Below are 19913 nucleotides of genomic sequence, written 5' to 3'. Positions count from 1 at the left end.
AGATGACAATGAACTTTGTCAAATAGAGCGACGATTACCGGCTGCAGGTTCTTTCTGACTCTTTTGTCTACGAAAATTAATAAGAGAAAAATCAGGCCCCATATAATAAACGCTTGCTCCCTTGTGTTAAATACCGCTGAAAAACTCACATAACTGCCGCTATTCCTGGTTAGCTTTTCTTCCTGTAAACCACGAGATTTTCCTTACTCTTCTTTATTGAGGAGATTAATTTCTGGTCAAGTAAATAGTTTAAAAGTGCCCGGTTTTCGTTATCGTCCGCCAACTTAGCCAGTTCACCTTTTCTGGCTAAAATTTGTTCGAATGGCCCGCTCATGCTGTTGAGTATACCGGCTAGCTCCTCGTGAGAAAGAGCCCCGAGATGAAGGTTTATCAATTTCACATCCAAAGCGTATGAACTCGAGTTTTTAACAAGCCTAATGATCATTTCCTGCCGGAGCCCACTAAATCTCTTGTCAAGTACCAGGTTTATAGCTGCATCAGAGAGATCTTTACCTGTGATTTTTTCTGGGTCCGCATTTTGTAGAATCTGTATTTTTTGATCAGCGCTAATCAAGGTGGACTTAAAAAGTAATAACAGATCTGAAGCATCGAAAACAATTTCAGCTTCTAATTTTAGGAATTCGCTGAATTCTCTTTCAATTAGACTGATATTCAGTCCGTTGAAATTGGTCTTGAGTTTTTCGTAGTTACTGATGTTCATTGATAATTTTCCCTCAGACAGCATGACCTGGACATACTCTTGAGGCAAATTTTCAAATGAGAGGCTGCTCCATATCCAATTCAACCTGGTCATCATACGAAATGATTCTTTAGAAAGATTTGCATTTAGTGCCAGAAAAACTCTTACACCTTTATCATCTTCCTCTGAAATTGCTTCTGGTTTTATTAAACTTTGCTTTGCCAAATCATTTGCTTTGGCATCGATATATTTAGTCAGTGCATCTTTATCCAAATGTTCATACGTCCAGTACGAGTAGAGGTTCTCCCAGGATGGTTTAACGCTGTAAACGCAAATAGCCTCAGTCCAGAGCTGGTCTGGAATATCGCTCAGATCAAACTCACGTTTCTTGGTGCTAAGGATTTCAGCTTTCACTTCATCCTCAATATCTTCGTTGTTTAGTAATTCGAGCAGATATTCTTCGGCCTCCTGGTTATTAGTATCATTAAAAAATACGCGCTCCAGGTATTCTTCAATATCGCTTAGAATATAACTTTCCAATTTTTCACTCGCTGATTTTCTAATGGTGGTGTAGTTGGCGGCGTCTAGTTTCGACAGATCTGCTTCCGGATCTTCATAAGGGAGAACTGTTCTGATATTGGCGGCGCTGATCAGGTAGTGGTTATAATCAATTATGTATGAAAATAGGTTCTCTTTGTCTTTGTCATAGATCAGGTTCTTTAATTTAATCTGCAATTGCTCGAGAATTCGTTTTTGGGCCTGCACGACGGTATTAGCTGTGAATAAAGCTAAAAAGTCTGGCATCTCTTCAATGTAGTTTTTTAATAAATCGTTTTGATTTAATCTCCTGATCCCGGCGTCACTCGCATATTCAATTATGGCTTTAAGGTATTGATCCTTTTGCCCGGTGGCTCTGTTTTGATCAGTCGAAATAACAGACCAAAAAGAACTCAGTTGATCCGTGGTATCTCTGAAAATCCGGGCCTTTGATTTGCCATGAACCAGGTATTTATCCAGAAAATCGAACGATGAGGTAGATTGATTGGTGAGCTGACCAATCATTGCCTGGTATTGCTGACTGTAGACCTGATGATGATCGGCCAGGTAATTTACCAGGCTCATGTTTAATGCCTGAGGTTGCCTGAATTCCTCTATCTCGAGCCGCTTAATGATTTGATCACATTTAGATATCTCAAAGTCGACAGCTAGTGCTACATTATTTTTGATACTAATCACAAAATCCATATCAGCGCGGGTAATGGCGCCCTCATGGAAATGAGAAATGTAGTTGGGATACATTTCATCGATAAATCCCTTGCGGATCATATAGGACAGCAGCTTATGTGTTGCTGCTTTTTCATACAGGGAATCAGGATGCTTTTTTACCATGGTTTTAAGCGTCCAGCCGCTGACCTGATCCATTTCTTCCTGCAGCGTCTTTTTTTGCTGGTTGAGAATATTTACCCTTCCTTCCATTAGGTCTTTTGCCGCTTTAGCCCGCTGCGAGAAAGTCTTGTTCGGATCAACGTTCTGTTCAATGACCCTAAAGCCTATCCCACTATTTGAAGTGCCGCTATACTGGTCCTGTTTATACACGATATTACTTTCGTTTTGGAGCTGCGTGAAAAGTTCTTCGTTCGTTAATTCGTGTAAGTGGTAGAAGGTACCATCAATTCGATAGCGGTACGCATTGGAAATTTTTCTGGCGAGTTCCACAACATAGACCGATCTGAGTTCGGTAAGATTTACAATAAACTGTTTTTGCAATTCTCTGATTTCCGAATCAATTTGCTCCAATTGTTCAGATTTACCTTTATTGATTTGAGTAGCAGCGCTCTTCTTGAATAAAAAGGTTTCACTGATCACGCCTTTGCTTTCGTTTAACTCGGCGAAGTCTGATGGATAAAAATTTTTATAAACGATGATGGCGAGCAGTTTCTCCGGGTTAAGGTTTAAGCCAATCTTTTTCTTATACAGGACGTATTCGTTGTAAATATTTTTAAGCGTCCGCATGTCATTGATAAATAGAGTAATATCATTTAGAAAGATATCGCTAAGACCTTCTTTCATATTGGACTCTTCAAATTTTTTGATGAAAAGTTGTCCGGAATTAGTCGGGCTAAGTACAGGTATAACCGGGATTAGAAATTCAAAAAATTTAGTGCGGTTGCTGTCTTTGAAAATGTCGTCCTTTAGGGCGTAAACGAAAGTTATTTTTCTATTAATGTCGCATGAACTGTTAATCAGAATGTTGATTTCCCGAAGTGTTGTAAAAATCTCCGGATCTTTAAACCGGTCCAAATCCTCGATGACGACCACATCAAAGCTGGATTTCTGAAAGAAGTATATAATTTCATCTAGCTGCTTGTTAAGTATTGACGAGTCTGCTTCTTTAGCCAGTTCGACTTCCACATTTGTTACGTTTAATTTTTGAAGATTGGCATGCCCGTAGGCCCTGAATATTTTGATTAAAAAAACCATGGCACCAAGAATGATGAGTGCTAGGGCACCATACAGTACTTTTGTAGCGTTTTCATTCTTTTGAATAAACTCTGCCCAAAAAGGAATCCCTAAAAACCACTGTGGCTTAACCACTATTCCCAGAGAAAGCAAGAATACTACGATCGATGCCGAAAATATCAATATGCGCCATTGTGGGATATTCCGGATTCTTCGAAACCGCGAATAGGGCACGTTTCCGCTTTTTACTTTATAAAATATCTGCTGGAGGATACTTAATTCAATGCGTTTGCGCTCCTCATCGGAGATCTTAACGGCTTCGTCAAACGAGGCCAGGGAGATATTAAGGAAACGAAAATCTCTGTGTCGCTTTTCAAAGGTTCTTATGATACTACTTTTACCGGAACCGTAGGGCCCGGTGAGGGCAACGTTCTTCAATTCAGGGTTCTTGAGCGCCCAATAAAGTAAATCTGTATAGACATTGCCTGGGTCTGCATCTTCAGAGGGTGTGAGACCTTCAAGTCCATGTGGGTTTGGATTGTAGACAAAGCCGGTAATCTTGCTGTCTATCAGCTTAAGCAAACGCATGATGAATGCTATAGCCTTGCTAATAGTATACAGCAAACGCACCTTTATTTTGGAAACGATATTTCTGAGCATTGATTAATGATTTAGAAGCAAATATGGCGCGACTGACACGTGGCAAGATATGGCCGACGATATCCGGAGATGACTTGTGCTTGGACGAAGAAATGGCATCAAGAAGTTAGGCGAACGCAGGATTCGGATAATATGACGAACGTAGAAGTGATGAATATAATTCATGATGAGGTTAAATAGATACTGAAAGTTCGTAAAAAAAACATATTGAGCAAATCAGGTTGCGGATAAATCGCAGCATTAATAATTTTAAGTCAGAGATTTAATATCCCAGCGCTTTTAGCAGCCTGCAAAATCAAACATCTTCCGAAATGTTGAAACTTAGGAATCCTTTCAGGATGTCTATGCCCATATATTGTTTGCCTAAGAGTTCTAGGCTGGTCGGTTTCCGAAATGCACGTTGGCTATGAACTGTATTTTGGACAATAAAGCAAATCAAAAACACACTCAACCATCGGAGAGAATTTCGCATATCAAATGAATTAAAGATTCAGTAGATTAGCCCCTTAATTATCAAAATGAAACGCTATTTAAATTGTCTCGCGCGCTCTGTCGCCGCGCTTATCTCGCTTTCAAGTCAGAGCTTTGCCCAGGAAACCAAGCAGGTAACCTCAAGTATAAAAGGTCCAGGTTTTAAAATCGCAGAAAGCTATTCCGTACTGAAGTCCGATCCAAAAATCAAGCATGGTCCTTACCAGGCAGAGTTTTCGTCTTACCGTGAAAAGGGCCAGTACGAAAGCGGCTCGCCGACCGGCATTTGGGAGGCTTCCTGGAATGGTGAACTGACATTTAAGTACGATTATTCGAACAGGAAGCTTTTGGAGGATAGGGGTACTAAAATCATCTCAAGTATTACCCAACTGGATGAACAGGGCAACCCGGTTAAAGAACTTCCGTTACAAAGCCTTTATATGGGCGGCGATAGAAAGATGCTCGCCATTTTGGTTGCTGCCGTTCGTTATCCGGCTGAGGCGCAGTCCTATGGCTCGCAAGGGAAGGTGATCCTATCGGCAATCCTAACTCCGCGCGGACTGCAGGACATCAAAGCGGAAACTAACCTTGGGCATAAGCTTGAGGAAGAAACAATCAGGATATTTAAACTTCTTCCTGCCGACGGATGGTTGCCTGTCTATGTCGATGGCAAAGTAGTACCAGTCAGATTCAAGTTCAACTTCAACTACACGTTGAGCCAATAGATTGATGGTCATCAACTTTGTATTCTTACTCCCTGACGCATTGTTCCAAAATGCTCAGTTCAACGAGCTCTGGTTCGATGTGTTCTGAAAGGGTGATTTCGATACTGGCATCGCAGAAGCACAACAGGGCATTGGAAAACCTGTTAGCATCCTGGATTGTGATACGTGCGCAATTTTTCAATGAAAACTTAGCATTAGCCCATAATAACAAACCATCTGTAGGCAGGAAAAAATATACCTTTGAATAATTTATCGTTTCTTAATTTTTGCACCACTTGAAAAAAATCTTAATAATAATATTCCTGGGTATAATTACCAGCACATTACGCTCGCAAAGCCTTTATCCCGAAAAGTTCGAAGACTGTAAACTCACGTCCTTTTGTCTTGACTGTGGGGATACAAAGGCACAGCCACCAAAAACCATTATTCAAAACCTCTTATCTGGAATTGGAGAAAAAAACCTTGGTATTTTAAAGGGTACCATTGAAATGCAGATACTTATCGATCAGGATGGCAAACCTTGTCTGTTAAGCGTAGATAATAAAACCAATATCAGCTCAACCGATCTCAAGCTGAAAGCCTCAATTAACAGCACTGAAAATTGGACCCCAGCAATTACCGGTACCAAAAAAGAGAATAGTTCCGTGTCGATTATACTTCAGTTCGAAAATGGTAATTACGGGGCAAAAAGGAGGATTTTTGATTTTACCAATCAATCTAACATGTCTGCTAAAGGTTCACCAGACCGAATGGGGAGTGATAGATCACAGCTCAGTGAAACATGGAAGGTCTTTAATCAAAGTAACTCAGAAATGCCATGGGACATGACCAGAGCTGTAGCGAGTGATCAAAAAGGCAATATTTGGATTGGAACAGATAATGGGATTATAAAGATAGAAAACGGAAAGTGGGAACATTTCAACTCATCTAACACCATCATATCACCAGCCTCCTACAACAAAAACGAAACCCAATCGGTAAGAGATATGGAGGTGGATAAAAAGGATAATAAATGGTTTGTAATCGGATATGATGTTTACCGCTATGATAACCATGTCTGGACCAAATTTGATTCTATAAACTCACCAATTAACTGGGTCAGAAAGATTTTCGTTGATCATTCTGGAAACGTCCTTTTTACCTCCTGGAATGGGGTATCTAAATTTGATGGTCAGAAATGGAGCGAGATGACGAAAAAGAACTCTAAACTAACATCAGACAAAACTTTGGGTGTATTTGTAGATAGTAAAGAACGCACCTGGATTGGTACCTTTGAGGGTAACGTGATCATTGAAAAGGGTAATACTACAGTCTTAAATGATAAGTCTACACCACTTTCAATGGCATACATTTCAAAGATGTATGAAGATAAAAAGGGGAATCTTTGGTTTTCACTTTACAATGAAAAGGGAACGGCGGCTGGAATTTACGTTTTATCTCCAAATGGGAATTGGCAGAGAATGTTTGCTGAAGACCCTAAAATGTTTGCTGGCAATAGCATTAATGATTTCTTTTTAGATGAGCAGACTGGTAATCTTTGGCTCAGTCAGAACAATGTCGGGATCTTGAAATATAATATAGAGAGCAAAAAGCTTGAAATTTATACTACTGAAAATTCAAACGTACCTAGTGTAAATATAGAGCGAATTATAAAAGATAAGGACGGAGCGATCTGGGCAGCGACTTATGCAGGGGTGATTAAAACAGAACTAAAATAAAAGCAGCGGCTATTGTAGTAGGTATGGTCATTTGGTTGATTGTGCAAACTAAACGGAAGACGAAGTATGGTATCAACCTAAATTCTGTAATCTGTCCAATATGTAAAACCGAGCAACCTCGCATCAGGCGACCCTTGAACCAGCGACAGATGATGTATGGAGGATGGACTTGCAGTGGTTGCGGGACAGAGCTGGACAAGTATGGGGATGTGATAAAGTAACTCAGTCCTGAAATAGGGTAAAAATATACTTAGACTGATCTTCAAATAGCCAAAAAGTTTTGTAAAATTTGACCTATTTTAGGCATTATCATTTTTGCGCTTTTAAAACAATGTCTGAAACCATAACCTATCAATACCATAAATGTTCAGCCTTAAATAGGTCTGATTCTTCAGACGAATTGTTTCTGGCAAAATATAGTGAAGTGCAGAAAAAAAATGTGCCCTGCTTTTTCTGGGGACGCTTAACCGACCCCTATACAACGGCGCGGTGCCTGCTCACGCTTTCTAATGTGGTGCAATCCAGTTTCAATTTATCACCTTTTCAGCTCGCTTTGTTAAAAGATCCTATTGTTACTGCGGGCAACGAAAAAATCAGATTTGAGGGGTTTTCTCATTGCGCCGGTGTTTATGCAAGGGTGGATATCTTAGGCGATGGACATGATGGAGAATTTTTAGAAAGTGGGACTACCAATGTGGATTTTAATCAACCCATGCTTTCTGCGTTAAGCAGTATCCGAAAAAATGAAAATGTTTTACTTTCTATCGGTCAAAAGGAGTTTGGTTTACATCGGGAAAATGAAAACGTAATTGAACGAAAGGTTCCCCTGCCTGTTAAATGGATAAAGGGGTTGACCTCGGTACAAATGTTTCTTTCCGAATCTGAAAAAGTGCACTCGTTTAATCGTCTCCAGGCCCTGCAGCTATTTAAAACCATACCGACTGGTAAACCTAAAACAGACTATTATTTATTGATACGAGGCGGAAAACCCATGTTTTCTCCGGTCAAATCAAATGATGCCATTACTGTTGGCGGCATACATCGCTTAAAATTAATTGAACCTTTATTGGCCATCGCTGACGAGCTAAAGGTATTTCCTCATGCTACCATGCAGTCGACTACCTGGCAGGTTTATATCGGCGCTGTCAGATTTACGCTTTCCTTATCCCGGGATGCCTGGCGCGGATTCTCGGGAGAAGGCGCCGCATTGGACGCGCTGGTTGAAGATATTCCTGACCATTGGATAACGCTTGTAGACAATTATAGTTACGCCAACCAGGAATTTAACGCAACTCTGCTTGCTGTAAATGAAGGGCTCGACCTGAAAAAAATAGAGAATATAACGGGCCGGCTTTCTGCAATCGGCTTATTGGGATATGATCTTGATGAAAATAATTTCTTCTACAGACGGCTGCCCTTTAAGTTAAGTCGTATCATGAGTCTTAATCCGCGATTAAAGGATGCGGAAAAACTACTGGCTGAAGGAAAGGTAAAGATCATTTCGCACCAGGATGATAAAGTAGAGGGGCAGGTTGAAGGGACGGGCGTTATCCATACGGTTATCCTCGAAGGTGCCAAAGAACAATGTACCTGTACCTGGTTTAGCAAAAACCAGGGTGAGCGGGGTATTTGTAAGCACATTTTAGCTGTCAAAAAGCTAATTGTCAATTAAACTGCGATGGGTATCATTGAAGAATTCACCAGTATAGTTGAAAAGAAAAAGGATGTAATGCCCTTTTTAAAAAAACTGGATAAGGGCCAAAAAAAGGAGCTGTACCCGGCGCTTAAAAAGCTTGACAAATACTACTCGGAATTTGTGCAGCAAGGAAACGGTTCTTATTCGTCTAGAGGAACAGAGTCACAATACCGCATTTTAGGCTTAGCCGAGTTCATTTGTTTCAACCAAAAAGATTTCGAGCAAAGTACTGCTTTGCGCGTAGTTAATCGCGAAAATCTCACCGACATCTTGCCCTGGTATTGCCCAGATTGGTTTAACGATTATGTCGACAAACTTGCCCTTAAGGAATTTGTACCTTTCGATTATGACTGGTATATGGATTTGATAGAACAAGGCTATTTGCAGGCTAATCAGCTGATGATCGCAAAAATCCTACCTGCATTCATTTTTCCGAGGCAGGAAAAGACCTGGAAATTTGAGTATAAGCCCGAAAACCTTTTAAAAAGGGCGGTAACCTTACAAGAACATATCTGGTATTTATTTGAATTCGAAAGCAACCTTCATGCTGCGGAGGGCTACAAAAAATTTGAGGATGATTCTGCCCCGGGTCGGTGGATGTATACCCTGAAAAGGTATGCAGACGAAGGAAAAATCAGCAGGGAAAGGCTTTTGAAGGAAAGTATTTCGGCGGCAACAAAAAACTTTAATCAATCTGCATCCAATTGGTTCATGGATCTTTTTATGTTTCTGGAACCAACGAAAGCAGAGCTGCTGTATTTTCAAAATGATTTACTCAATACATTTAATTCAGCAAATAGCAAGCCCTACAACGTGGTGTTGAAATTGTTTAAGGAGCTGGTAACTGATTCCGGGTTTGTGGTCGCACCTTTCCTTGACCATGTATCCCTGGTATTAACCGCCGAATCGAAAACAGCCGTGTCTTCGGCGCTGATGCTTTTAGACAAACTGGCTAAAATATATACCGGCCAACGCGAGCAAATTTGTATCCTGTCTTGTCAGGCCTTCATACACCAGGACAATAACCTACAATTGAGGGCTGCCAAATTGATAAAAAAATATGGCGTACCAGACTCCGGCGACATCAAAGAGGCCATCCAAAGCTATTATGATGCCCTGTTTTCTGAAGCAAAAAATCTTTTATCGGACTTCTCAGCAGGGTTTGATAACAGAGTCGTTTTAACGGATGACGTTCTGGCTGATTCAAGTTCAGATCTCGTTGAAATTTGTCTGCCAGAAAACTTTGATGAATTTGTATTTTTAGCCAGCCAGTCATTTGACCAAAACCAAACTTACCATTTTGACCTATTGCCCGCCGCGATGCTTAAGTTTCAAAATGAGATGACGGCGGACAATATACTTAAGCTAATGCCGGCTTTTCAGCGGGCGTACAAAATGATAACGAACGACTGGACCATTTCAATGGGGTATCTGGACAGTATGCTGGCAAAATTTTTCATAAGCTATGGCCAGCTATTGGTTAGCTTTAACCCCATAGCCGCTGAACCCATCAGGATAATGCAACAATCATTTGTAAAATTGGAAGAGGAAAGGAAAGCGAAATGGGATGGTTATAAAATAAGGCTGAGCGGCATAAAAACCTGGGACGTGTATACACGTTCCAAAGGGTATAAACCTCATAAACATATTTTGCTGAGTGCTTTTTCCCTGTTGGAGAGAAAGATAAGTTTGCCCTTACTGTCTACACCCACACATGCGCCTTGCTGGGTTTCTATAATTGTTTTGATTGAGCGTTTGAGTCTCTACCAGCGGGCCGATGTTATGCCCGATGATATGGACCTTCAAATCGCCGTTGTGCGCTGCCATGCGGGCAATGTACCTGCGGCGATCAGTGCCGCCAACGAAAATCTTAAGGGGGAATACAGGGATTTAGTGAGATTTATTTTGGGTGAAGATTACCGCCCACAAAAGAATTCCAGAATGAAAAATGCCTGGCTTGTAGCTGGGAATATTAAATCCGACCTCAGCTGCGAATTTGCATGGAACTCCTTAGTGGAGGACTATGTCTTTCAGGAATACGATTACAAAGTGAGAAAATATTTCGACGTTCCTGCCAAAAGAAAAGTAATCAGGATCAATTTCAGCGATAAGCAAAAAAAAGCATCTGCTTTTAAAACTATATTAAGTAAAGTGCTTCGGAGCGTTGAGGAGGTCGAACCTTCGGTTTATGATTGCACAGAGTTGAAGTTTGATTATATTTCCGCCGAACATAACGACATCAAACGCCTGTTTTATTTAAACCCACGGCAGCCGGACATCCTTATTGCCCACATTATTCATAAGGGCTTGCGCTATGTAGATTTTTCAAGTGAGAACGATAAAAAGCTGATCATTTATACGCTGGAAGCGCTTCTCACCCTAAATTATCACCCAGGTACTATGTCTGACTTGCTTATCGCATCCTGTATGATTAGCAGCGATAGGACAGTGCGAACTTATGCTGCGGAATTATGGATAAAAGGGATAACTGAGGAAAATTTAGACAGCAGTACTATCGGCAAGATCGTTGGCAAGCATGAGTCTATAGAGCTTGCGCCATTAAAACGCTTTACTGACCTGGTTATTTCAAATATGTTTCAGATATCGCAGAAACATAATAGGGCACTGGAAAACCTACTAACATCCTGTATAGCAGAGATGAATGATACTACTATCAACGGTTGTAAAAAACTTCTGGAGATTTATGCAGAGGTTTTATCCATCAATAATAGCAAGGTAGAAGATGATAGAGTTATCCGGAAATTGAACACTTGGGGAACTGCCGAAGCGTTAAAGAAAGTAATTAAAAGGATTACCGGCTGAATGGGGTTTTCTTTTTCTTTGATCTTCTTGCGTAAGACGGCCAAGGAGATCAAATCTTGAATGTCCTTCCATCCAGATTTTTAACATTCTGAAAAGGGCTGTTTTTTTCTTATGGGGTTCGATTCCCTTCTTCCGCACGTTTGTGGATTTATTGGATCATGCGGAATTCTTCAAGATGGATATCAAAGTCTATTGATTGTTCTAACTATCTTTAAATTTTTAACGAGTTTCTGTTTTACAGCATCATCTCAAATAGCTTAATTAAACGTATTTTTTGTGTGAACTGATTTATGATATGAAAGTAGTTCTGGACTCTAATGTAATCATAAAAGATTTTAGCATGTCGTCTCGTGAGTTTTCGATTTTGCTTGCAGCTGCAAAAAATGGATCAATAGACCTTTATATTCCCTGCATTGTATTAGATGAGGTCTTTAATAAATTTAGACAGCGTCTAGAGAAATATCATACAGATATAGATTTTGAATTCGAAGGATTAAATAGAGATGCAAGAACTAATTTAAAACACCCAATTACTTCTGATTTTATATTGGAGTGTATTTACAATTACGAGTATTATATAAAAGAACTGATATCTATTCATCATATTCATATACTCCCATATCCTAAGACTTCTCATCAATATCTCGCGAAAAAAGCAATGTATGCTAAGAAGCCTTTTAATGTTAATGAAAAAGGATATAGAGACAATCTTATTTGGGAGAACATTAAAACCTTGATTTCTAAAAAAGATGTAACCAATCAAAATTCCTTAGAATTGATTTTCATCACTGCAAATCGGAAAGATTTTTTAACAGATGAAGGAGATTTTCATGAGGATTTAGTATTTGAATTGAAGCGGGAAGGATATCAAACTGATTATATTTTTGCTTTCCAGAGTGTCTATGAATTCAATAGAGATGTTTTGGCGTATAAAAGAAACTGCAATTGATGGTAACTGAAATAGAGTAATTTTCAGGGGATAATATTAACTTAATACGATGCTGATTTTGGTGATTATACGCTGAAGGTATCAGGCATTACGCGCGCAATGATGGAATGCCTGTATCTTGCGCCCAAGTCTCAATCGCTGGTGGAGTCTTAACTTCTGCTCTTTAATATCGTTCGTTGTTGGGAATGCGGTAGTAAATTTATCAATGTCACTATCGGCACTGGTGAGCATATGCTTGAGATAGGGTAACTTTCACGTTACGTCAGTCACGGATTGATTTTAAAACCTGATTTTAAGCATGTAATTATGAGAATTCTTTTGTATTTCCTCTTAGCGTTTGTGGTCGTATCGCTATTGCCCATTTTTTGGAACGAACTGACTTTTCGGGAGATCGGCTTTCCTTTCATTTACCTGCAACAAAAGACAATTGTGACTGATTTGTCAAGTTCATTTATACTTTCTTTTGTGCGGATACACTTTCTTTATGATGCGGTTATAGTGGCCGGCATTGTCCGCCTTTGGCCAAAGCAACTACACGCCTTTTTCCGATCTCAGGCGGTCCGTTCTTACCGATCAAGCAAAAAGTAAGCAGGGACTTAAAGCGGTGATTTCGGTTCCGTTAAAGCGCAGGTCTCTTTATGACATGGCCGGGGATGTACGTGAGCAATGCTGGCATAGCGCTGCGACGACTGAATTAGTTCAGTTCTTAATCAGCCTATTTCAATCCAGCCCAGCTGAACATTTCCTTTACATACTCACTCCAATAGCTGAGCTTTTCTCCGTTTTTGTCCTGCACTATCAGACTATGATTGCATCCGATGCAGGTCTTGTAAGTCAAGTTTTTCTTTCCCAGGCGGATAAATTCAAGGAGATACTTATGCGGCTTCATGTTGCGGGCAACGACTACCGGAACCTTGTCCCACACCAGGCTGCCAATCTGAAGTCTGTTTTTACTCGCTGCGTCCGCTTTGTTAACACCATCTGAATTGGCCAGATTTACTTTACCGTCGAAATTGATGCTGACTTTTTTACTGCCGCTTCGTTAATGACTGTACCGCCGGCACCCAGATCAAGTTGAATGTTACGAACTACAGAGCCGTTTAGCTTTGCATTGACATAGACTTTACGTTTAGCACCCAAGGTAAAAGGTATGGTGTCCGAATCATTTGCGCGTTGAAGGGTCTGTGGAGGACTGGCTTTGGAATAAAAAGAATGTGCTGATCCTGGGGTGAAGAAAGCGCTATCAGCCAGACGCAACACGCGCAGTTCGCACTGGGTTGCACCATCACATTCCAATGGTTGCACCATGTCCTTTTCGTACTGCTATGTGCCGCGGCGGAAGAAACACAAACCACTACAACAAGGACTGACCTTTGGTGAGCGTTTGTTGTACTTGATTGTCTACTATTTAACATATGTTGTAGTAATCGGAGCCTTTTTAGCATTGATAGGTTATGTCATATACAGCGCCGCCACTGGAAAAAAGCGTGCCCTTTTACACCCTAAAGCAATTCAGATTTAGCGTTATGGCTAATGCGCATTGATTGGAAACAGGTATATTTTTCCTATCTATAAATTTCGGGAACATCTATAAGTGTTTGCTGGTACATACGCTGCGCGCCGAGTTTATTGGGATGATGATAGATTTTACCCCAGTCGTAGTCCTCAAAGTACATGGTGTTTTTATCGACGGTCCTTCCATCTTTATCTATGGAGGTCGCTTTGTCGAAATGGCAGCCATGTAAACGGTATTTTTGCCGTACTTTTTCAATTACTGCGTTTACTCCGATCTGGGTCCCGCTTTCGTTTGCGGGAATATTATTCAATATTGGCACAGCTCCCTGGGACAGGATATAATCAACCAGCTCACTCAAATTTTCCTCGGTATTCCCGCCGTTGGTGCCTATCGTAACCATGACGTATTTTGTCTTCAGATAGGGAAGTTCGTTGGCAATGCGGGTTCGGACTTCATGGATGGTGCAGCCACCGCGGCCGCTGCTTACCGCCTGGCCCTTTAGTCGAGCGATGACCAATTGGGTCCATGAACGGCTAAAATCGCCTGTAGGATAGTAACCCTCAGGCTCAGTAATCGAGTCCCCATAAATCAGCAGCTTGACTTTACTGTCCTTTGAGCTTACTGTTATCTGTTTCACCAACATCCCGCTGCCTTCGGTAAGGCCAAAGCAATAGTAATCATGCTGCAAGCCTGCGAAGAAGCCTGGTCCTTCAGCTCCCTTGCCACATCCACCCGTGCCATCCATGGTAACGATGATCTCCGCCGATTTGCCGCTATTCAGGTCTTTAACCCATAGCTTTGACACCTGGTAATCTCGATGCACTTCTATCAGGTATTCGTGCTGGGGCGTGAGGAAACTCGCATCCACCTGTTTTACGGGGTTTGTGGCGATGCTAATCTGTTTGCGGGACATATCAATGAAGGCTTTAAAGTCACCCTGGTCACTTTGAAACACCGCTTTCGTGCCAGCGCCCAGTTGAATCTTGTAGCGAATAACTCTTCGGGCGAGCGAATAGTACTTGTTTAGCCTGACCAGTCCCGGGCTTGTAAGTTGTAGACCACCAGTGGTAAGTTTCGCACCGGTGCCGGCAGTGATTAACTCGGGGTACTCCTTTTGCGCTTCAAATGCGTTGTGGTAGAGGACAGCCGGTTTAGGTCTGGCGCATACGGTTAGGTAACTCGCCAGTGCTGCTATAAAAGTCAGGTAAAATCTCATCCGGGTAATATTAGGCATTTATTATGGTTTTCAGAGAACCAGCAATTGATAACTGGTTTTATGGGTAACTTGTTAGGCAACCTATTTTGACATGCAATTCGCAGCTTCATTTTTTACAGCAGACATCCAGAAGTTCATCGAAAAGTTCGAACCCACGAAATTCAAGGTACTGGCACGCGGGATCGAAGTCAGAGGCACCACAGACATCCATAGCAGCATCGCTTACGCGAAGACACTGATCGAGAAAATGAAACTCAGACTCGCAGTGCACCATTCGGCCGAGATGGTCACGTACGGCGGATTTGAGGTCGTAAATATTTGACCTTATTCCCAACTGCCCAAGATGGTATAGATCATGATGCACCAACCCTTGCAGAAGATATTACTGCCTTACATAATGATGCGCCACGCATCCGTTTTGGAAAATTTTAGTCTCTGTCAGTCTAAGCCGTAAGAGCTGTTGAAGGCTTCCGGCAGGTAGCAGTTGCCTTCCCTGACCTGCGATCACCGGATGAATGACCAGGTAAAATTCGTCGATAAGCCCCGCCGTAATAATTTCCGGGAGCATACTTACAGAGTCAACTGATATCGCGCCGCCCTTTCCCTGCTTCAAACGCAAAAGCTCCTCTGCCGGATTACTCCGAACAATACGCGTCATGCCGTCACCGCTATTCAGCGTCGTAGAGACCACCACCCGCTCAATTGAGCACAATCGCTCCGCAAACCTGTTCTCCTCATCCGAGCCCGACTTGTCCCTCGCGACATCTGCCCAGTAAGGAAACATCAGCTCGTACATTACCCGGCCATAAAACAACAGATCCACATCGTCCATCGACGCTGTGAAGTATTCCATCAGTTCTTCACTCGGGGAACCAATGGTATGGTCACAATAGCCATCAAGGCTGATGTTCATACAGAATTTCACTTTCCTCATAAACCAAAGGTAAGCGATGATGGCAAATTCCAAAGGGGGAATTCACGACAAATAAGGGCCCCCAATGCCCCAGATCCCGATATTTCCCTTTGCTGGTATCACGGTGATCTTTGTGAGGCGTGTTAGCCGATTTCGAGGAATGTGCAGCTTCGCCCGAATTTGGAAATACTTCGTAATGCACTTTTTTGGGATGTCGATATTGATCAGATCGACTAAATAACGAAGGTTAAAAGATGTTAAATAGCAGGGGTTGAATTGCCTGGTTTTGCCGTTCGACCTATCTTTCGGGATGAAAATTTTTACGCTTTCGTTATCGCTTCTTTTCTTCTTTTTGATTCAAAATGCTGACGCCCAGCGATTCAATGGTAATTTGGAGGATCCGGATGACACAGGTAGCCCCCAAGGCTGGGATTTAACTTATCACAGGCGCAATTTATATGATGTCAAACTTGATAGCAATGTAAAGGTTCAAGGCAAGTATTCTGTATCCATTAGTTCAAATGAAAAAATGGGTAATGGTGCTATAGTTTATACTATACCAGGAACTTTTCAGGGGAAACAGGTGACGCTTATCGGACACTTGAAAACGGAAAACATCCATGAGGGATACGCGGGGCTATGGATGAGGGTGAACGGGGCGAAAGAGAAGGAGCTCGCTTTTGAAACCATGGAAAAGCAGGCGCTTAAAGGAACTAATGGATGGAAAGAATACATGATTACACTGCCGTATCGTGAACAGGAAGCTGTTAGCCTGGAAGCCTGAATGAAAGAGATTGCGGCGAAATTACGAGTTGCAGGTAAATAAATTTACTGTTCAAGCAGCGGTCTAGGGTCAAACACGACGCGGATGTTTTGAATTTTCTCTTCTCTCAACCTATACCAGCCAAAGCTGAAAACTGTCAGGTCATTGCCCATATCGATATCGTACGCCAGGCAGACATTTTCTGGGTCCGCTACAAACACCTTTTGAATCCTGTATTTCAATTTCATCTTTTCCATGTCGTTGAAATAGGCTTCGGCGCCACTGCGTTCACCCATCACTCCTTTAAAGATAAGATCCTCAGTGACCAGTGCTCGTGCTGTCTCGAAGTCCTCTTCGTTCAATGCTTGTATAAAATTCCGAACAATTTCAGAGGCCTGTAATTGTGTATGTTCCATAAGTTGTTTTTTGTAAACAACATTCCGGAAGGCAAGGTGGTTTACATTTCTATTCAATAGACCTTGACAAGAAGGTCCGCGGCTACCGAGAATTTCGTGTTGGGGTGTACCCGTGTCGTGGAGCGGGTAGGCTCTATTGGTTTAATGGCGATGTCTGCGCCAACATGCTTTGTTGACGCGGTTTTAGCATGTTCGTGAATTGCTCGCTTGTTTAAGTAAAAACAAACAATTACGCTTATTTTTGAAGGTAAGCCGTGATCTGCTCCACATTAGCTCCAACGACTCTGATGGCCTTTTGGAGTTCTTTGATCTCGATCTGGAATTGTTCAGCCCAGAAAGCAACATCGTCCGGATCGTTGACGTCGATCTCAAACTTTTCTTCTTCCATCTGGATCTGCTCTCCGATTCGAGTGATGATGGTATTCAGGTGAGGCGCTTTAATCCGAGGTTATCTGTTGTCCAATGATCGCCGGGAGTGAACAACGGAAAGGTGTCTGTGCTGATCGTTCCCAGGCGCTCGAAATCCGAATTGTATACCGAATACTCGCCTGTTGCACCCATCACATCCACTATCCGGAGTTGCTCGATTTTTCCATCGATATCGATAGTAATGTGGTACTGGTGGTCAGGGAGGTTGAAGGACAGGCCGTCAATGACCTGGCCACCCTGGTAAATGGTAAACAAATATCCCTCCTTCGTGTTGCCATAAATTTGCAGATAACTTTCAAAATAGGTGTATAGTTCCCTTACCAGCGGGGCGGTGTGCTGAACCGAGGGGTCAAGACGTATGTCGAATAAATTGAGATCCTGATTTGCATCTACTGCTACAATAAAGGGAAACCTGGTAAGTAGTTTTTCTTTCAAGCATTGCATAGCTGAGTGAATTGGTTCAGTTATCTAACAGTACCTGGGCTGGATTGTTCACCTTTTATGTCGGTTTGATAATGCGTAAATTTTTTACGGGTTATGAATGCGATTTCAGGAGTTGTCGTTCAATCCGGATTCTACAGCACACTAATGAATCGCTGCATCTCTTTCATGGTGCCGACTGTAATCCGTGTCCATTTGCCGGCTTCCTGATAAACACCGGTACCCTGAATGTTGTTCTCTTTTAGCGAGGCAACGGCCGCTATCTTCGAAAGCAGGCTTACACTGTTATTGGTATTTGACTGGAGTTTTGAGAGGTGGTCGATCATTTCCGGATGGGCAACTGCATAGCCTATGCGCGCACCTGCCAGGCCATAAATCTCTGTCGAGCCAGCGCCGAGCAGAATGTCTCAATCGTTCAACTGTTCAGCCAGCCCAATGAGTATACCTTCTGTTCCCCTGACATAGCAAAGCTTGTAAACATTCTGGTAATTCACGATTTCGCCGACTAGCTCCGCGCCGTGCTTTTTGATAAGCCTCGATACCAGTTCCTCTACATCCTCAACAGCAAACATCGTTCGCAAATATCCAAGGGCATTTACTGGCGCATGGCGGTGATCAGCGATAACCCCTGGTTTTATAAAACGTGAAAGCTCCAGTTTACTATGCCCGTCTGGTGTGACCATCATGGCGATCTCCACAACCTGGCCGGCCACGCCTGTAACCCTGCCGGCCCACTCGCCCTCAATGGTTGATCTGCCCTCCAGCCTGAGGCCAATTTCCTCGAAAAACAAAATCACCTCATCAAGGGATTCCACGACAATCCCGACATTGTCCATTCTTAATAATTTGTTCTCTGCCATGGTTAGTTGCTAAATAATTTGAGTAATAATTTCTTTCATGTTACCAGTTCGAACCGGGTTCGCTTTTAGGATAATTATCAAATATAAAGGATTGGCATAACATCCGCAGAAGAAGTCCTGCAAGTTGGAGAAGTGTCCCTACGGTCGGCTTACGTTTGATTGGAATGGTTTCATATTATTCGTAATTTACCGAAACCGCTTTATATATGAGTAAATTATCGCTCGTCTTTTTTCTAATCCTGGCAATTGGCTCCCAGCGTTTGCAAGGGCAGACCGGAGAGCAACTGGAGGCTGCATATGCGGTGCGATCTAAGGAGAAGCTTCAGGAATTTATTGATGCGTGGGCCAATGAGCATAAGCCTGCCAGTGCTGAGGAGCGGAAGCAGATGCGGAGGCCGATACAGCAGGCGTATGGTGTGGTTGAAGCATTTTTTACCGGGTATAAGCTGGCGGATCATGAGCTTGAGGCGTTGGTTAACGATCGGGATACGATGGTAAAATATTTCGTTGTCCAGAATAAGTTTGACATATTCCAACGGGATAAGGTGTATTATACAGAGGAAGAGGGTAAGAAATATGCGATCGATAACATTTTGAAAAATGTTGAAAAGAAGTACCACGAATCGTTTATCAGGTCCATCAAAGCCGGAAGCAAATCGTTAGCGTATGGCTATGGACCTGACGTTAACAGCATTTGGGCGGATAGTGTTCGAGTAAGGATTCTTTCGAAATTCTTACCGGTTTTTCCATCCGACTGGCGCGGCTGGACAATGGCATCGGTGCCTAAAATCAGTGCGTTGATTTTTGATAAGGACTTTAGGTATGCAAAAATTGAATACTTAAAGGCCTATGAAGGTGGTGAGGCATTTTTGGAGTACAGGGATAATGAGTGGAAGCTGATATCGATGCGAAGGACCTGGATACAGTGATAGGGCATCCTTAAAGTTTGTCCACTAGCAGCTGCATGTTCCTGAACTTCCCATCGGAGCCATTGCCGACCCAGAAGCCAATTTTACCGTTGATGGTTGGATTCAATGGGCTTATTGTGAGTAGTGGTGCAGTTTCGTCATTCATCTACACTTGAATTCGGGTTTTGCCGACGACGATCTTTATATGAAACCAGCCGTTGGGATCGACATTGCCTTTGATAGGTGCTT

The 19913-nt window shown here is 42.2% G+C and carries 17 protein-coding genes; 8 read left to right on the top strand and 9 right to left on the bottom strand.

Going from position 1 to position 19913, the window contains the following annotated elements; all coding sequences use genetic code 11:
* Nucleotides 1-169 precede the first annotated feature (169 nt).
* Nucleotides 170-3820: a P-loop NTPase fold protein gene (locus P2W84_RS12335; RefSeq protein WP_276090446.1), complete on the bottom strand. Its 3651-nt coding sequence runs from the start codon at nt 3818-3820 to the stop codon at nt 170-172.
* 518 nt (nt 3821-4338) lie between these two features.
* On the opposite strand from P2W84_RS12335, the gene P2W84_RS12330 reads away from it, so the two are divergent.
* The 5 genes from P2W84_RS12330 to P2W84_RS12310 all read left to right on the top strand — a co-directional run bounded on the left by P2W84_RS12330 (nt 4339) and on the right by P2W84_RS12310 (nt 12202).
* Entirely contained in the window at nt 4339-5016 is a 678-nt protein-coding gene (locus P2W84_RS12330; RefSeq protein WP_276090445.1) for an energy transducer TonB, read from the top strand.
* 275 nt (nt 5017-5291) lie between these two features.
* On the top strand, nt 5292-6734 hold the full coding sequence (locus P2W84_RS12325; RefSeq protein WP_276090444.1) for a hypothetical protein: 1443 nt from the start codon (nt 5292-5294) through the stop codon (nt 6732-6734).
* Between the two features lie 424 nt (nt 6735-7158).
* A complete protein-coding gene (locus tag P2W84_RS12320; RefSeq protein ID WP_276090443.1) occupies nt 7159-8406 on the top strand; it encodes an SWIM zinc finger family protein in 1248 nt (415 codons plus the stop codon).
* A 6-nt stretch (nt 8407-8412) separates the two neighbouring features.
* The gene (locus P2W84_RS12315; protein ID WP_276090442.1) at nt 8413-11253 is read left to right on the top strand and encodes a DUF6493 family protein; all 2841 of its coding nucleotides are present in this window, start codon (nt 8413-8415) and stop codon (nt 11251-11253) included.
* Between the two features lie 295 nt (nt 11254-11548).
* Nucleotides 11549-12202 carry a PIN domain-containing protein gene (locus P2W84_RS12310; protein WP_276090441.1) on the top strand — a complete coding sequence of 218 codons (654 nt, stop codon included), beginning with the start codon at nt 11549-11551 and terminating at the stop codon, nt 12200-12202.
* Between the two features lie 996 nt (nt 12203-13198).
* Here the strand turns inward: P2W84_RS12310 and P2W84_RS12305 are convergent.
* Both P2W84_RS12305 and P2W84_RS12300 read right to left on the bottom strand, forming a co-directional pair.
* On the bottom strand, nt 13199-13510 hold the full coding sequence (locus P2W84_RS12305) for a hypothetical protein (protein WP_276090440.1): 312 nt from the start codon (nt 13508-13510) through the stop codon (nt 13199-13201).
* A 257-nt stretch (nt 13511-13767) separates the two neighbouring features.
* Nucleotides 13768-14952 carry an SGNH/GDSL hydrolase family protein gene (locus P2W84_RS12300; protein ID WP_276090439.1) on the bottom strand — a complete coding sequence of 395 codons (1185 nt, stop codon included), beginning with the start codon at nt 14950-14952 and terminating at the stop codon, nt 13768-13770.
* Between the two features lie 73 nt (nt 14953-15025).
* On the opposite strand from P2W84_RS12300, the gene P2W84_RS12295 reads away from it, so the two are divergent.
* On the top strand, nt 15026-15256 hold the full coding sequence (locus tag P2W84_RS12295; RefSeq protein WP_276090438.1) for a hypothetical protein: 231 nt from the start codon (nt 15026-15028) through the stop codon (nt 15254-15256).
* Nucleotides 15257-15316: 60 nt separating this feature from the next.
* Here P2W84_RS12295 and P2W84_RS12290 read toward each other — a convergent pair whose 3' ends face one another.
* Nucleotides 15317-15868, bottom strand: coding sequence for a dihydrofolate reductase family protein (locus P2W84_RS12290; RefSeq protein ID WP_276090437.1), 552 nt, complete (start codon nt 15866-15868; stop codon nt 15317-15319).
* A gap of 289 nt (nt 15869-16157) precedes the next feature.
* Between P2W84_RS12290 and P2W84_RS12285 the strand changes: the two genes are divergently transcribed.
* Entirely contained in the window at nt 16158-16631 is a 474-nt protein-coding gene (locus P2W84_RS12285; protein WP_276090436.1) for a hypothetical protein, read from the top strand.
* A 44-nt stretch (nt 16632-16675) separates the two neighbouring features.
* On the opposite strand, the gene P2W84_RS12280 is transcribed toward P2W84_RS12285, so the two are convergent.
* The 5 genes from P2W84_RS12280 to P2W84_RS12260 form a co-directional block, all read right to left on the bottom strand.
* Nucleotides 16676-17026, bottom strand: coding sequence for a nuclear transport factor 2 family protein (locus P2W84_RS12280; RefSeq protein ID WP_276090435.1), 351 nt, complete (start codon nt 17024-17026; stop codon nt 16676-16678).
* Nucleotides 17027-17261: 235 nt separating this feature from the next.
* Entirely contained in the window at nt 17262-17414 is a 153-nt protein-coding gene (locus P2W84_RS12275) for a DUF3606 domain-containing protein (protein ID WP_276090434.1), read from the bottom strand.
* A gap of 35 nt (nt 17415-17449) precedes the next feature.
* Nucleotides 17450-17899: a hypothetical protein gene (locus P2W84_RS12270; RefSeq protein WP_276090433.1), complete on the bottom strand. Its 450-nt coding sequence runs from the start codon at nt 17897-17899 to the stop codon at nt 17450-17452.
* 131 nt (nt 17900-18030) lie between these two features.
* On the bottom strand, nt 18031-18264 hold the full coding sequence (locus P2W84_RS12265; protein WP_276090699.1) for a hypothetical protein: 234 nt from the start codon (nt 18262-18264) through the stop codon (nt 18031-18033).
* Nucleotides 18265-18303: 39 nt separating this feature from the next.
* Nucleotides 18304-18756: a VOC family protein gene (locus P2W84_RS12260; protein WP_276090432.1), complete on the bottom strand. Its 453-nt coding sequence runs from the start codon at nt 18754-18756 to the stop codon at nt 18304-18306.
* Nucleotides 18757-18962: 206 nt separating this feature from the next.
* On the opposite strand from P2W84_RS12260, the gene P2W84_RS12255 reads away from it, so the two are divergent.
* On the top strand, nt 18963-19685 hold the full coding sequence (locus P2W84_RS12255) for a hypothetical protein (protein ID WP_276090431.1): 723 nt from the start codon (nt 18963-18965) through the stop codon (nt 19683-19685).
* The last annotated feature ends 228 nt before the right edge of the window (nt 19686-19913 follow it).

The sequence above is a fragment of the Pedobacter sp. JY14-1 genome (genome assembly GCF_029269825.1).
Classification (GTDB): Bacteria; Bacteroidota; Bacteroidia; order Sphingobacteriales; family Sphingobacteriaceae; genus Pedobacter.
The sequence above is the reverse complement of the archived record's forward strand: the minus strand, read 5'-3'. Positions and strand labels throughout refer to the sequence as shown.